This window comes from Streptomyces sp. NPDC052079 (assembly GCF_040680275.1).
In the GTDB taxonomy this organism is placed as follows: domain Bacteria; phylum Actinomycetota; class Actinomycetes; order Streptomycetales; family Streptomycetaceae; genus Streptomyces.
The window spans coordinates 48,353-63,529 of sequence record NZ_JBFAWL010000005.1; the positions used below are offsets into that span (position 1 = coordinate 48,353).

Annotated in this window: 9 protein-coding genes; 5 read left to right on the top strand and 4 right to left on the bottom strand. The window is 68.7% G+C overall.

Going from position 1 to position 15,177, the window contains the following annotated elements; genetic code table 11:
* Positions 1-46 precede the first annotated feature (46 nt).
* From AB0L56_RS11105 to AB0L56_RS11115, 3 genes are all read right to left on the bottom strand, one after another.
* Positions 47-1,567 carry an ATP-binding protein gene (locus AB0L56_RS11105; protein WP_365421558.1) on the bottom strand — a complete coding sequence of 507 codons (1,521 nt, stop codon included), beginning with the start codon at positions 1,565-1,567 and terminating at the stop codon, positions 47-49.
* A gap of 28 nt (positions 1,568-1,595) precedes the next feature.
* A complete protein-coding gene (locus AB0L56_RS11110) occupies positions 1,596-3,497 on the bottom strand; it encodes a glycoside hydrolase family 15 protein (protein WP_365421561.1) in 1,902 nt (633 codons plus the stop codon).
* A 221-nt stretch (positions 3,498-3,718) separates the two neighbouring features.
* Positions 3,719-4,213, bottom strand: a complete 495-nt coding sequence (locus AB0L56_RS11115) for a DUF6415 family natural product biosynthesis protein (RefSeq protein WP_251099171.1) — start codon at positions 4,211-4,213, stop codon at positions 3,719-3,721.
* 189 nt (positions 4,214-4,402) lie between these two features.
* On the opposite strand from AB0L56_RS11115, the gene AB0L56_RS11120 reads away from it, so the two are divergent.
* Together AB0L56_RS11120 and AB0L56_RS11125 are read left to right on the top strand one after the other, a co-directional pair.
* The gene (locus AB0L56_RS11120; protein ID WP_365421565.1) at positions 4,403-5,791 is read left to right on the top strand and encodes a Tat pathway signal protein; all 1,389 of its coding nucleotides are present in this window, start codon (positions 4,403-4,405) and stop codon (positions 5,789-5,791) included.
* A gap of 75 nt (positions 5,792-5,866) precedes the next feature.
* Positions 5,867-6,352, top strand: a complete 486-nt coding sequence (locus AB0L56_RS11125; RefSeq protein ID WP_251099169.1) for an SAM-dependent methyltransferase — start codon at positions 5,867-5,869, stop codon at positions 6,350-6,352.
* A gap of 123 nt (positions 6,353-6,475) precedes the next feature.
* On the opposite strand, the gene AB0L56_RS11130 is transcribed toward AB0L56_RS11125, so the two are convergent.
* Positions 6,476-6,982, bottom strand: a complete 507-nt coding sequence (locus AB0L56_RS11130; protein ID WP_365421569.1) for an ATP-binding protein — start codon at positions 6,980-6,982, stop codon at positions 6,476-6,478.
* 320 nt (positions 6,983-7,302) lie between these two features.
* On the opposite strand from AB0L56_RS11130, the gene AB0L56_RS11135 reads away from it, so the two are divergent.
* The 3 genes from AB0L56_RS11135 to AB0L56_RS11145 all read left to right on the top strand — a co-directional run bounded on the left by AB0L56_RS11135 (position 7,303) and on the right by AB0L56_RS11145 (position 15,171).
* Complete coding sequence (locus AB0L56_RS11135; RefSeq protein ID WP_365421572.1) at positions 7,303-8,718, top strand: XRE family transcriptional regulator; 1,416 nt, start codon at positions 7,303-7,305, stop codon at positions 8,716-8,718.
* 11 nt (positions 8,719-8,729) lie between these two features.
* Complete coding sequence (locus AB0L56_RS11140) at positions 8,730-9,656, top strand: phosphotransferase (RefSeq protein WP_365421574.1); 927 nt, start codon at positions 8,730-8,732, stop codon at positions 9,654-9,656.
* A gap of 511 nt (positions 9,657-10,167) precedes the next feature.
* On the top strand, positions 10,168-15,171 hold the full coding sequence (locus tag AB0L56_RS11145; protein WP_365421577.1) for a hypothetical protein: 5,004 nt from the start codon (positions 10,168-10,170) through the stop codon (positions 15,169-15,171).
* Positions 15,172-15,177 lie beyond the last annotated feature (6 nt).

The following is a 15,177-nucleotide window of genomic DNA, read 5'->3' on the forward strand; positions in this document are numbered from 1 at the left end:
AGGGTCAGCGATGTACCTGGCCACCGGGAACGTGGAAGGACGAGGGTCAGGGTTTGGGGTGCTCTGTCGAGGCTGTAGGGGAACCGGCGGTCCCGCCGGCCTGGAGGCCGTTGCGGAAGGCGGCTGCGAGCCCTGGCGTCGCCGCGGCCACGGGGGCTTGCTCCCGCTCGTGTGGTGGACGGAAAGATCCCGTCCTGCGTGTGCGCGTGGGAAGAGGGGGCGCGTCGGCCGAGTCGTCAGCCGCTGCGGTTTCCGGCGCCCCTGCGATGCCGGGGCGTGCGACCTGCCTCGCCCCCGGGGCGGCAGGAGTCGCGGCAACCTGCTGCGGCTGCCGCCCGGAGGGCCGGACTTCCTCGGGCGGCAGCGCGCCCGCGTCGTCGACCGGTGGAATCGCTACCAGGAGCCGTGTCGGTATGACGACCAGGGCGGTGGTGCCCCCCGTCACGTTTTCTTGCAGGAGGACGGACAGCCCGTGCGACCGGGCGATCAGCGCGGCGACCAGCAAGCCGAGTTGTCCGGCCCGGACTTGACCGCTGACGTCGACCTCGTCCGGGGCTTTGAGTAGATGGTTCATCTGCGCCCGCGTCTGCGGATGCATGGGGATGGCCCGGTCCTCGACCTCGATGGCCAGCCCGTTCGCCACCCGCTGCGCCCGCACCATCACCTTCGTTGCCGGATCGGAGCACTCGCAGGCGTTCTCGATCAGCTCGGCCAGCAGGTGCGTCAGGTCCGGACCCACATGGCCGGGCAGACCCAGCTCGGCGCCCACGGACCCGGCCGCGACAGCGACCCGCGGATATTGCACGACCTCGGAGACGGCGCCGCGCAGGGCTGTCGTGACAGGAACGGGCCGGCGCACGCTGCGCAGGGACTGCCCGCCCAGCACCGCTGTGCTCTCCACCTGGCGGCGCATCCGCGTCACGAGGTGATCAATCTCGAAGATCGCGGCCAGCAGCTCCGGGTCGTCGGTCAGCATCTCCAGCCGACTCAGTGCCTGGAGTGCCTTGCTGACCAGGGAGTGCTCCCGCATGGCCAGGCGGCGCAGCACCTCCAGGAGGACCACGGACTGGGACTGGTCGTGCACGCGGATCAGCGACGCGATGGCCTGCGCCTGGAGGGCACTCAGCGCGTTGTCGATCTCTGCGTTCGCAGTGGGCGACTGCGGCGTCTGTGGGTCCGGCAACGAGGGGCGTTTTCCACGGCACAGTTCGTCCGCCGACCATTGCACCGACTTCTCGACGGCTGCCGCTGCCCCTGCGACCGCTTTCAGTGCCGCAGTCTGGGACTCCTCCACGGCCGACTGCACGGCTCTGGCGACGGTGCGCGCTCCGCGTGCCGCCACCGTGGCGACGCCCGCCAGTCCGCACACCAGGCCGGCCAGGACCCAGCCGGGGCCTACTGCGGACACCGATCGGAAAGCGAAGACGGCGACCAGCAGCGCGGCAAGGAGCGCCAGGGGCAGTGCCACGGCGCGGCGGGCGAGGTGCAGCGTGTTCGCGTCGACCGGGGGCCGCCGTCTGCGGTGGCCGGTAGCGGCTGGCCGTGCCGGGAAGGCGCTGTCAGACATCGGAATCCTCGTCAAGGGGTGGGGATGGTCAAGCGTGCTGCGGCGTCAGGTCTGCGGCGCTTTGGCGCGTGCTGCGGGAGGTCGAGCGGGGTGCCGGAACCGCCACCGCGCCGTGCTGGCGGGAGGGCCCCGTCGTCAGGAGCTGAAGGAGCAGGGCGCTCTGGATCAGGCCCATGTGGCTGAACGCCTGCGGGAAGTTGCCGAGCTGGCGCTGTTGGACGGGGTCGTACTCCTCCGCCAGGAGCCCGAGGTCGCTGCACAATGCCAGGAGACGCTCGAACAGGGCACGGGCTTCATCGAGGCGGCCGGTCAGGGCCAGGCCATCGACGAGCCAGAAGGAGCACAGGACGAAGGTGCCCTCATTGCCCTTCAAACCGTCCACCCCAGTGCGCTTGCCGCGAGTCCGATACCGATGCACGAGCCCGTCGTCCGTGGAGAGTTCACGACGTACGGCGTCCACGGTGCCGATGACGCGTGGGTCGTCGGGCGGCAGGAAGCCGGTGCGGGGGATGAGCAGCGTGGCGGCGTCCAGTCCCTTCGAGCCGTAGGACTGGGTGAAGGTGTTGCGCACCGGGTCGAAGCCTTTGTCACAGACCTCCCGGTGGATCGTCGCCCGCAGTTCGACCAGGGGGGCCAGGTCCATGTCGAGCGCGCCGGCTTCGGCCAGGCGGATGGTGCGGTCGACGGCCGCCCAGGCCATCACCTTGGAATGGACGAAGTGCTGGCGGGCCCCGCGGATCTCCCAGATTCCCTCGTCGGGCTCCTGCCAGCGCTGCGCCAGGTGCTCGACGAGCCGCTGGTGCAGGACTGCGGTGTCGGCGCAGTGGGCGACACCGCTCTGATGCGCGAGATACAGGGTGTCGATCACCTCGCCGTACACGTCCAGCTGCAGCTGATCCGCCGCGCCGTTTCCGACCCGGACCGGGGCCGAGCCCTCGTACCCGGGAAGCCAGGGAAGCTCCTGTTCCCGCAGATCACGCTCCCCGGTGATCCCGTACATAATCTGCAGGTTCTCCGGGTCGCCGGCCACCGCACGCAACAGCCAGCGCCGCCATGCCTGCGCCTCTCGCCGGTATCCGGTCCCCAGCAGCGCGGCCAGGGTCGTGGCGGCGTCGCGCAGCCACGTGTAGCGGTAGTCCCAGTTCCGGTTGCCGCCGATCTCCTCGGGCAGCGAGGTGGTCGGCGCCGCGACGATCCCGCCGCTCGCCCCGTACGTCATCGCCTTCAACGTGATCAAGGACCGGACCACGGCCTCGCGATAGGGCCCGTCGTAGGTGCACTCCTGTGTCCAGTCCTGCCAGAAGGCGAGCGTCTCGGCGAGCGCGGCCTCCGGATCAAGAACGTCGGGCGCGGCGGCGTGGGACGGGCACCAGCTGAGCACGAACGCCACGCTCTGCCCGGCCCCAATGACGAAGGCGCCGACGACCACGCCGTCCTTCTCCACCTGCGGAACGCAGGTGTCGAGCCACAGAGCGTCCGCGCCGGCCTCCGCGACCATGCGCCCACCGACCTCGTGGATCCACGGGCTGACGCTGCCGTACCCCGGCCGAGGACGCATGGCCGAGACCATCTCCACCTCGCCGCTCAGGCCCTCGACGATCCGGATCACCTGCGGGGTGCCGTCGCGCGGCGGCATGAAGTCCAGGACGCGGACCGAACCCGCCGGAGTGCGCCACACCGATTCGAGGACGAGCGAATCACCGCGGTACTGGCGCTCAGCGACCTTCTCTGAGCCGCTCCGGCCTGCGGACGAGGCCGGTGCGATCTGCCAGGAGCCGTGCTCCTGCGTACCCAGGAGCCCGGCGAAGACAGCTGGCGAGTCGAAGCGGGGCAGGCACAGCCAGTCGATCGAACCGTCATCGCAGACGTGGGCGCTGGTCTGCGTGTCGCCGATCAGGCCGTACTGCTCGATGCGCGGAAGGCGTTTCATCGTGTAGATCTCCGTTGAGCCCCGCGAACGGGGTGGGCTTCAGAGCCGTCAGGGGCGGCCGGTGAACTGTCGGTGAGGCGGGGCATCGCCGGGGCGGTGACTCGATCTGCGCAGATGAGGTCTCCTCGCCGACTTGCGGGGACTGGTGGCGCGGTCACCGCGGAGAACCAGCCACGCTGTGGGACCGAGGATCAGGGCGATCAGAACCGCTCCGGTGATGGTCATGCCCGCGGTACGGAGGCAGCCAGGACGAGGCAGGCGAGTGCGAGGGCGAAGACCGCGCCACGCAGGATGTTGATTCGAGGCGTCCACCGACGCCGTCCTTGCTGCTGCTTCGCACGGCTGCTGCCGCAGGTCTCCACTGTTGCGGCGAGCTCCTGGGTCGCCTTGGCGAGTTGGACCAGGTACACCCTGCTGGGCACATAGCCGTCGGGGACCCCCGCCGATCCGAGTTGCTGGGCGTGGCGCAGAACCGGTGTCTCCTTCGGCACCATGACGCCGAGTCGGTGGATGTGACCCCGCAGACGCCTCGCGAGGTCTTCCACGTCAGCAGCGGTCTCCGGCAGCGGTGATTCCTCGTCCAGCACGAGCGCCACCGTCTCCGCCGTGGCCACCGCTTGATCGCGTCGCCGGACCGGCTCGTCAGTGACGCGAACCTTCCTGCTGGGCGCGACGCGCTGACCGTCCGCCTGCCGTGGAGCCAGCGAAAGACGCATGTCACAACTCCTGTTTGAATCAAGCCAAGTTGACTGAGGTTCACCGTGCGGCGGCGTCGGTTGTCGTGCAAAGTGAGTGATCTGGTGGCTACGTTGAGCGAACCGTGAATCGCCGCCGAGGGGTATGCCTGCGCGACTCCCGGGGCCGTCAAAGGCGTCAAAGATCATTTCGGAACCGAGGGACAGTCCATGGCCCGTGCGCGAAACGAAGCCCTCGTCGCACTTCTGCGTGAAGCTGGCTGGTCCCAGCCACAAGCAGCCGCAGCGGTTGCCCGGGTGGCCGCGGAGAGCGGGGTGCGTGAGCTGGAGGCGATCTCCCGCTCGCACATCGCCATGTGGGTGCAGGGCACACAACCGAGCGGCCAGGCACCTCATATCCTGCGCGAGACGCTCTCCCGTAGGCTCGGCCGCCACCTCACCCTGGCCGACCTCGGGCTGGAAGGTGAAGCCATAGGCCAAACCGACAGCGGTTCCGACTGGAGCGTCGACCCTCTGACCGTGCTGGCCGAGCTGGGAAGCGACGACCTCGATATGCACCGACGTAAGCTGTTGGCGACCGCCGCGTACTCGGCCGCCGGCCTCGCCTTGCCCACCGCCTCGTGGTGGGCAGATGCCCCCGCCGCGGCGGCGAAGCGGCCGGCGGTCTCCCCGCGACCGGTGACTCAGGCGGACATCGACGATGTCCGGGGCCTGACGACTTTCTACTCCGCGCGAGACCAGCAGCGCGGCGGAGCCTCCGGCCGCTCGGCCCTGGCCGGCCACCTTCGCGACGAAGCGGTGCCCCTGCTCGGCAGCAGGTTTCGCACGGAACAGCTCCGCCGCGACATGTACTCGGCCGTGGCGGAGATGACCTACCTCGCCGGCTGGATGGCCTTCGACGCCTCCGAACACCGCACCGCCCAGCGCTACCTCACCCTTGCCGCCCGCATCGCGGCCGAAGCGGGCGACGGACCGCTCGGTGGCCACATCCTGCGCGCCCTCGCCCACCAAGCCGTGGACCTCGGACATCCGCGTAGGGCACTCGCCCTGGCTGACGCCTCCATGTCCCGCGACCGCTACGGCCAGGCGAGCCCTCGAGAGAAAGCCCTGCTCGCGATCGTCCACGCACGAGCCCTGGCGGCCGACGGTGACCGCCCCGCAACCCTCGCGGCCATCAGCCGCGCGGAGCGGGACCTCGCTCGAGCCGACAACAACGAGGCGCCGGGCCGCATGGGCTTCTTCCAGGAAGCCTCCCTTGCCCACGAGACAGCTTGTGCCCTGCGCGATCTGGGCCAGCCGCTCGACGCGGAGATCCATTTCAAGCACAGCGTCGCAACCCGACGCCGCCAGCAGTACGCCCGCACCCACAGCGTGACCCTCGGCTACCTCGGCGCCGTACAGGTGCAGCAGGGCCACGTCGACGAGGCGTGCGCGACCTGGAGCCGGGCTCTGGACGCCATGACCGGAGTGCAGTCCGGACGGGCCCGGGACGTCATCGTCCGCATGCGGAGCGACCTGTCTCCCGTGCGCGGCCGCGGCGGCCGTCACATCGCGGAGCTCGACCGCCGCGCCCGGGAGACGCTGCGAGCCATAAGCTGACACCCGATCATGTCGGCGTCTTGCTGCGGGGCGTCCGGCCGTGCCGGCAGTCAGAGGGATGGAGAGGGAAGAACGGTGCCCAGCTACGAGGTCAGCTCGATCGCCACGGTCGTCGGAGGCCACACCCAGGTTCTGGACGACTACCAGGGCGGCGTCCGCTCGATCATCCGGTTCAACGACGAGTACCCGCTGGAGACCCTTCAGGGGATCGAGGAGTTCTCGCACCTCACCGTGGTTTGGCGTTTCCACCGGGCGCGCCCCGAGGACGTGCAGCTGCACGCCCGCAGCCCGCGCGGCGACGCCCGATGGCCGGCGACCGGCACCTTCGTGCACCGCAACCACCGCCGCCCCAACCAGCTCGCGATCAGCTTCCCGCGCCTGCTCGACGTCGACGGCCGGGACCTTCACGTCACCGATCTCGACGCGGTCGACGGCACCCCCGTCCTGGACCTCGCCCCGTACTTCCAGCAGATGGGCCCGCGAGGGCCGATCCGCCAGCCGGCCTGGCCTGGTGAGATGCTCGCCCCGACCTACTGGAGCAACGCCAGCGAGCGCCCGTAGTCGTGTGGAGAGCAGCAGGGCACCCTTCAGGCGGCCACTCGGCTCGTCGAGTACGCACGGCATGAAGACTCCTGGTGTCACAGGAAGTCGGCAGGTTCGGAGGTTTTTCGACGACATGGGTTGTCACGCCGATCGGGGGAGGAGCCCAGCGAACTCCGGGCAACGGAAGACGGCCCACACGTCCTTGCCGGTGACCCCTTGGGCGTTTTCTCGCGGCGCTGCCGTCCAGTAGTCGGCCACCGCGTCGACGAGCTCCAGGCCGCGGCCACAAGTGGCATGCGGGGCAGGCCGAACGGCCGCCACGGGCGCCTCGTTGGAGTTGTCAGTGACCAGAACACCCAGCGCTCTGCCCGGCTTGAGGGCCAGCGCGATACCGACGTGCTCGCTGTCGTCCGCCGGCCGGGTCCGGCCGTGCAGCACCGCGTTGGTGACCAGCTCGCTGACAGCCAGTACCACCCCGTCGGTGAAGTCCCCCGCCTCGGGGAAGCTCCAGCCGAAGAGCTGCTGCCGGACGAAGGACCGCGCGTCGCGAACCGACGCCGGCGTGCTCTCGACCTCGATTGCCGCACGCTCGATTCCCTGACCATCGGCCAGCTCCGTCAGGACCGTGTGGTACGCCGAGGACGTCATCGATCCACCTCCCTGTGGGTAACGAACGCTGCGCCTTCCCGCCGCAAGGTGCGGCGGGAGACGACGGCGAACTCAGGCCCGGCGATCGGGCGTTCCACGCCATCGTCCGGCGAGCGGTTCGTCGGGCTTCTGGGAGCAGCAAGGTTCGCCCCACCGGTATCGACGGACAACAGTCACCCCTTGCCGATCAGTCACTTCTTGCTTGCAGGTGACTGATCCGGTCGCCAGGCCGTCGAATCAGTCACTGATCCCGCAGATGGGGGAGTGCCTCACCGATACGCTGCCGGGAGTAGGAGCAGGGCGAGTTGGAGGAGGGGGCCTTGGACTACAAGCCGCACCGTCAGTCCTGTGCGCAGCGGTTACGCGAGGACGCCGCCGACCGTGGAGAGTCGGTCCAGGAAACCGCCCATCGAATCCACGCCCACTGCGGTGTGACGCTGCTCCGCGCGCATCGCCTGGCGCGGGGGCTGACCCTGCAGGAGGCCGCTGACGGGCTCAGCACTCTCGGAGCGCGGTACGAAGCAGCACCCCGGGCGGACGGTGATCAACTGGGTCACTGGGAAAAGGGTCGGCAGCCCCGCCCGGTCACCGTGGACCTGTTGTGCGAGTTCTACGCGAGCACGGCCCAGGACCTGGGGCTGCGCGGAAGCAGCCAGTCCTCCTCGCCAGACGAGCCTCTGGCTGAGGAGAGGGCGTCGGCACGGAGATCCCAGCAGGCACTCACCCCCGCGGTCGCCCCACGACGCGCGGCGGACACGGTTCCCCTCTCCTTCGAGCAGCAGATCGACGCCGCCCGGCGGTCGGTCGACCGCACTCTTGCGGTGGGCACGGTGACGCCCACGCAGCTGGACCTGCTCGACGAGCAGCTGCTGTGGGCGCGCGAACAGTACGTCTACACGCCGCCCGCGCCGATGATCGAGATACTGCTGGGCCACCTGTCCGAGGTCGAGGACATCGCCGCCCACCGTCAGCCGGCCGCTGTACAGGTCCGGCTCTCCGAACTCACAGCGATGATCGCCACACTGATCGCCGACGCCCTGATGAAACTCGGGCACCTCCGCCGGGCGCAGTCCTGGTACGCCACCGCCCGCAACGCGGGCGACGACAGCGGCAACACCGAGCTGCGCGCCCGCGTCCGCGCACAGGCCGCCATGCTCCCCTACCACTACGGCCCGATCGAGGCCGCGGTCGCCCTGTCCAGAGAGGCAAGAATCCTCTGCCGCAACCGGCCCACGCCCACCGCCGCCTTCGCTTCGGCCGCCGAGGCACGGGCCTTGGCGAAGCTTGGCCACGCGGAGGGAGCGGAAGCCGCCCTTCGGCAGGCCACCGAGATCTTCGAGCGAAGCCACGCCAGAGCGGACACGGGCAACGACGCCTTCGCTTTCCCTGAGCGGCGCTTCCTCCTCTATATGAGCGGCACCCGCACCGCCCTCCGGCGGACCGCCGAAGCCCGACGCGTCCAGGAGAGCGCGCTCGCTCTGTACCCGGAAAAGACCGGCATCGACCCGGCTCTCCTCCACTTCGAGGCAGCCCTCTGCCTCGCCCACGAACACAGCACCGAGGAAGCATGCCAACTGGCGGCCGCCACGTTCCTGCGGACGGATCCGGCGCATCGGACCCCTATCGTCGAGGAGCGGGCGCGGGAGGTCGTGGAAGTCCTGCCGCCGCGCGTTCGAGGCAGCCGTGTGGCGCGGGAACTGCGCGAAATTCTCGCACTTCCTCCCGGCCAGATGTGACACTCGGCCATGTGTCCGCGAGCCTGGAACGCATGAGAGAGATGGCGCCGGCCCCCGGCGGGTACGACGAGGCCGAGATGCACCGGATCCTGGAACGGGCGTGCGTTGCCGCCGGCCTCGACAGCCGCGGTTCCCGCCTCCTCCGCGGCCACACCAACGCAGTTGTCCTGCTGGAGAAGGAACAAGTCGTCGCGAAGATCGCCCGCAAGGGCTCCCGGGTCGAAGACGTGACCCGCAAGGTCGAGTTCGTCAGGCGGCTCATGGCCGCGGGCTTCCCCACCGTTCCGCTCCACCCCGTCGACCAGCCCGTCCTCGTCGACGGCCACGCGGTCACCTTCTGGACCTACCTGCCCCAGCCCGAGCAGCCCGTAGAGGCCCAGCAACTGGCGCAGCCCCTCCGTGAGCTCCACAGCTTGCCCCTGCCACCGCTTTGCTTCCCCGAGCACGACAACGTCGGGGCCATCCGACGCTCACTGTCCGCCATAACATGCCTGACGCCTGACGCCATCCAATTCATGGAAGCGCAGACGGACCGCCTCACAGCCGAGCTCCGAGACATCCGTTTCCCCCTGGCCCGAGGGCTGATCCAAGGCGATCCCCAGCACCGGAACGCCCTCCACGCCCCGGACGGCGGGGCGGTCCTGTGCGACTGGGATACGGTCGCCTACGGCCAGCCCGAATGGGACCTGGTCACGATCGAGGTGCACTGCCGCCGCTTCGGCTTCGGCCAGCACCATTACCGCCGCTTCGTCAACGCCTATGGCTGGGACGTCACCGCTTGGCCGGGCTACCCGGTACTTGCTGGACTGCGCGAACTACGCATGATCACGACCAACGCCCGAAAGGTTCACCACGCGCCAGCGAGCCTTGCTGAGGTGCACAGGCGGGTGGAAGCACTGCGGAAAGGCGATCGGGCGTTCCGGTGGAACATCCTCTGACGGGGCTGTCTGAACTGCGGCGCGGCCTCCTTGCTGCCCGGTCCTCGATCGCGGCCAAGAGGTCGGCTGTCGGTGATATTGATCAGAAACGCTTTGGGTTCATACTCGTTGACCGTGCGTGAGTGATCTGGTGGGGATGCGCGGAGCTGGTCGCCGGACGCGCTGGGAGGAAAACGCATCCCGGTACGGACGGATGAGCGGGTGCGATCGCAAATCAGGCACCCGAAAGAGTCACAGGCACACGAACCGCACAGTCACCGACCGCATCGTGTGCACCAGCGTGTTCGATCTCAGACCAGTCCGGTCCCGGGTCGGACTCCCAAGTCGATGCCGTCACGCACTTCATGACCGGCAGCGCGCAGGTCAGCACCGGCTACAACGGAATTTTCGCGCCTGGTCTGCACCGAGCTGCCGGTCCATTGGCACAGGAGGGCTTGGTGTGTCAGTGCAGCCGTCTACGCTGGGATCCGACACGCGCATAGTGGGGCGGCGGGACGGTCAGAGGACGGCAGTGGCATCGAACGACAGCAGGGCACACAGCTGGCAGAGCATCCGTGAGTGGGACGGCAGCCAGCATCGCGCGTTCGAGGAGCTCTGCTTCCAGCTCCGGACGCCGGCGCCTCCAGGCTGGGAGACGATCAAGACTGCTGCTCCGGACGGCGGCGTCGAATGGTATGACCAGGCGCCCGACGGCAGTGCTGCGCACGGATACCAGGTCAAGTTCGTCCACAACATCGACGATCTCATCCCTCAGGCGAAGAAGAGCGCCAAGACGGTCGGCGAGAACGTCGCGAACCGGAAGATTGTCCGGCTTGAGTTCCTCGCTCCCTTCGACCTCTCCGACCCCACCCCTGTCACCCCGCGCGGGAAGGCGCGTACCGGTGCGAGGGAGCGGTGGAACAGCAACGTCGCCCAGTGGAAGAAGGACTTGCCCGGCCTTGCCGACGTGGACATCCGCTACGTCGGTGGCGGCGAGCTGCTGGAGCGGCTGACCCGCCCTGGAAATGAGGGACGTCAGTGGTTCTTCTTCGAACGACGGGCGCTGGGCAGCGAGTGGTTCAGGGAACAGGTCACGCTTGCTGAGCGTCTGGCCGAGGCACGGTACACACCCGAGCATCATGTGACGTTGCCCCTTGCGCACGTGGCGGATGCGTGCGCCCTGCCGCAGGAGTTCTTGAGGCAGGGCGTCCAGCGATCCCGGGATCTGCAGGCTGCTGTGGTGACACTCCTTTCCGAGATGACACGCTGGTACGACAGCTATCCCGCGCCGGCCAGCAGCCCCGACCATCAGGCGCTGTCGCGGTGGGTGCACGCGTGGACGCCCGCGTTGCGGGAAGGCGCCCACACCTTGGTCCACGACCTGTCCGCTGCATCCGCAACGTCCGGTTTCCCCGCCGAGCAGAGTTCTGCTGTGGTGGAGGACATGCTGGAGCGGCTGGGTGAGTTCAAGGACCTGGCTGACCGGTTCGCCGAGGAAGAGCGTGAAAGCGACGACGCCACACCTGCGGCCGGACGGGGCGCAAATGCTCCGGTGACCGCGGTGCGGAGCGTGCAATGGTTGTGCGAGCGCGCTCTGGCTCGTGCCTTCGACGCCTGCGAGCGCCTGGACGGCTGGTTGCGGAGTCCCGCTGCCCAGGCAGCGGAGAAGAAGACCTGGCTGCTCCTGGGGGAGGCGGGGCAGGGCAAGACGCATTTGCTGGTCGACGCCGCGCGACGGGCCGTGGACGAGGGCCGTCCGGCGCTGGTGGTGTTCGGGCAGGAGCTCACCGGGCACAGCGCGTTGAGTGAGATCGCGCAGAAGCGTGGCCTGGGGCCGCTTGCCGAGCGGGACCTCCTGCAGGCGATGGACGCCGCTGGCGCGGCAAGCGGTTGCCGCTTCCTGTTGATCATCGATGCGCTCAATGACTCCGACGACGCCGGGAACTGGAAGAGCGAACTGCTCGCGCTGCAGGTGCGTCTGGCCGGGTACCGGCACATCGCTTTGTTGGTGTCCTGCCGCTCGACCTTCAAGTCGATCGTCGTGCCTGATCGTTTCGATGTGCCGGCCTCCGTGCACTCCGGCTTTGCAGGACGGGAGATGGAGGGGCTGGAGAGCTACCTGCGGGGTGTGGCGGCGGTTCTTCCCAACACTCCCCTGCTGGCCTCGGTCTTCACCAACCCTTTGTTCGTAAAGCTGTACGCGGACAGTCTGAGCAAGAGCCTGGAGCGTGGCGGTTCGGGCGGCCATCCGCGTGACCGGAGCGCGGTGTTCGATGCCTATGTCGACCACCGTGCGGAGGCCATCTGCTCCCGGCTCGGACTCGATCCCCTGGAGCGGCCCGTGCACCGTGCGGTGGACGCCCTGGCGTCGCGCATGGCCGCCGCACGGCGTTCCGTGCTGCCGCGTGAGGAAGCCCGCGCTCTTGTCGACGCGTACGCTCCGGCGGCCACGGCGTGGCCGGACACGATGCTCGGGCAGCTCCTCGCCCAGGGCTTGGTGTCCAACGAGCGGACCTACAAGGCCGACCAGGCAACCGGTATCGGTTTCCCCTACCAGGCGTTCGGTGACGACCGCGTTGTACGGTCGGTCTTCGCTGCCCACCAGGACGAGATCGACGTGCTGGGCGAGGGACGCCCACTGACCGCCGATTCCGCGCTGCAGGGCTGGCTGGGGCAGGCAGCCCCGAACTACCAGGAAGCAGCGTCGATTCTCCTGCCCGAGCAAACAGGGACGGAGCTCATCGACCTGCTGGCCGCCTCTCCCACATCTGCAGAGGCCACAGCCGGCCTCGGCAGTCGCGCGGACGTACGAGGCTACCGGCTGGCCCGCAGCTTTCTGGAAACGCTTCCGCTGCGCAGCACACGCAGCGTCAACGAACGCACCATCCAACTTCTCAACGAGACCGCTGCACGGCACGGACGTAATTCCGACGTGCTGGAGGCCGCGGTAGCGGTCACCGCCGAGCCGGGCCATCTGCTGAACGCCGATCGTCTCCACCGGGTGCTGCTGCGAAAGCCGCGGCCCGAGCGCGACGCGTGGTGGGGCGTCGAGACCTACTCCTTGTTGTGGGACGTCACGGCACTGCACCGGCTGCTGCGCTGGGCCGAGCAGTACCCCACCCCGCGCCATCTCCACCCTGCGTCCCTCACGGTCCGGCCTCGGCTCGGGGACCGGACCCGCCGGCCGGAGCAGACGGCCGGAGCCGACCACGAGGAAGTCGTCCGGCTGGCCGCCACGACACTGGTGTGGACCCTCACGTCCTCCAACCGGTTCCTGCGGGACCGGGCCACCAAGGCCCTGGTGCAGCTGCTCCTGGGGCACGGAGACGTTCTCGTCTCCCTCCTGGACAGATTCCTCCACGAGGACGCGGAGAAGATCGACGATCCCTACCTTTTCGAGCGTCTGGCGTGGGTCAGCTACGGAGTCCTGGCCCGTCGCGGCGAGGACGACGGCCAGCACGACCTCCTCCGGACAATCGCCCGGCGGCTCCTCACGTACTCCTACGGCGCCGTTGATTCGCCCGCGCACGCTTCACGGAACGCACTGCTGTGCGAAGCGGCTACACGCGTTGTCACCCTGGCGCACGGTGCTGGAGCCGTCACCAGCGAGGAAGCAGACGCGGTCAGGCACCCACACGCCTCCCCTCAGATCGGGCAAGCTCCTGCGGAGGAGGACCTTGACGTCCTCTTCCCTTGGCGGGAACAGAAGGAGTCGCTGTGGGGATCGCTCCGCTCGTCCCTTGCACCGCTCGGAGACTTTGCGGACTACCAGGTCCGGCCAGCGGTGCGCCATTTCAGTTTGCTGCCGCTGTCGACCGACTATCCCCGCCGGCCGGCGTGGCAGCGCGCCGACGATCCTGTCCTAGTCGACCCCGCCCGTATCCCGGCCTTCACGCAAAGCCTTCCGGAGTCCGTCCGGCCCGCCTTGAGCACACCGGCTGCCGTTGAACAACTCCTCACCGGGAGGAAGGCGAGGGACGTCCTCGACGCGGACCAGTACGCGCTGCTGCGAGCATGCCGAGTGCCCCCGCCCGACGACGAACGCCTCGCCACTGCCCACGTCGACGCCGAGTGGGCCGCACGCTGGATCCTCGCCCGCGTCGCCGACCTGGGCTGGACACCTGAACTCTTCGCCGAATTCGACAACATGCGTTCCCGCCACTCTGGCTCCCGCCAGTCACACAAGGGCGAACGGATCGGCAAGAAGTACCAGTGGATGGCCCTCCACGAGCTCGTGGAACGCCTGGCGAACCACCGGCACCCCCACCGGCAGACCGAGCACGACGCCGCCGAATACCCGGGAGCGGCACAACTGTCGCTGCTCGACATCGACCCCTCCCTCCCCCCGGCCCGACACCCCTTCTCCGACACCGACGACGACAACAGTCCAGACGAAGCCGACCACGCCACCTTCCCGACCGCAGACCCCGCACACCCGCTGGCACCACCTGTCCCCGACCTGCCCGACGACGAGGGCGTCGACGAATGGATCAGCCGTCCGGACAACCTGCCCGACCTCGGCGAACTGGGCATCCGCACCGACAGCCAGGACAGGCAGTGGATCGTCCTCTACGAACAGGCCATGGACGACCACGACGGCCGAGGATGGAACGTCACCCGCGGCCAGGCAGAGCAATGGCACCGCATCCACAGCTGGCTCGTGCCCGCCCCCCAACTCACCAGCCTGCTGACGTGGCTTGAAGGCCGTGCGCTCACAAACCGGCTGATGCCCGAAGGAGCCGATCGCCACAGCCTTCTCCTGGCCGACTTCCCCACCGTCCCCGGTCCCTGGACCGATCCGGAACCCGACTCCTGGCATGTGAGTACCTTTCAGTACGACGAACCCGATCACGGTGAGGACGACTCCCCTGTCCCAGGGGACGACGATCTCTCCACTCCGGAGCCAACCCCTAGACCGCCGGCCTCGGAGGAGAGCGTCGCCATCGCCATCTGGCGGGAGCGCAGGGAAAAGCGCCGGGAAGAGCTGCTCCTGGAGCTCGCAGACCAGTGGGCGGACGGTCCGATGGAAGACGACGAGGACGACTGGCTGGAGCGCACCCTCGCCGCACAGCCGCAGGGCCAGATGGTGTTCGCCACAGATCCCGTTGGGGAACCCGTCACCGCTATTCCGACCGACCAGACATACAACTGGAGTGGTCAGAGCCTGGACTGCTCCCTCGACGCATCCGTCTCCGTGACGCTGCTCAGTGACCCACTCCTGAGAAACAGCAGGCTGCGGCGCGACCCGGACCGCCCTTTCTGGTACGACACCGACGGGCAACTGCAGGTGCAGTACCTGACATGGGACCGCCCGAGCGGCAGGGCCTACAGTCTCCTCGCGTCCAGAGAGTGGCTCGAGCACCACCTCGAGCGCAGCGGCCACTGCCTGGTCCAGGGCATGATCGGCGAACGGCAGCCTGTGACCGCCGAGCACCCCCGTGTCTGGAGAGAGTTCAGCCAGAGCGTCGGCCGCACGGCACAGGGACAAAGCGAGCCTGGGACCATCGTCACCGAAATCAAGAAAAGCATCCGGTAGCAGGCT

Coding starts and splice junctions, on each gene's coding strand:
- AB0L56_RS11110 (WP_365421561.1), bottom strand. CDS start 3,497: ATGAAACGCCTTCCGCGCATCGAGCAGTACGGCCTGATCGGCGACACG.
- AB0L56_RS11130 (WP_365421569.1), bottom strand. CDS start 6,982: ATGACGTCCTCGGCGTACCACACGGTCCTGACGGAGCTGGCCGATGGT.
- AB0L56_RS11105 (WP_365421558.1), bottom strand. CDS start 1,567: ATGTCTGACAGCGCCTTCCCGGCACGGCCAGCCGCTACCGGCCACCGC.
- AB0L56_RS11120 (WP_365421565.1), top strand. CDS start 4,403: ATGGCCCGTGCGCGAAACGAAGCCCTCGTCGCACTTCTGCGTGAAGCT.
- AB0L56_RS11115 (WP_251099171.1), bottom strand. CDS start 4,213: ATGCGTCTTTCGCTGGCTCCACGGCAGGCGGACGGTCAGCGCGTCGCG.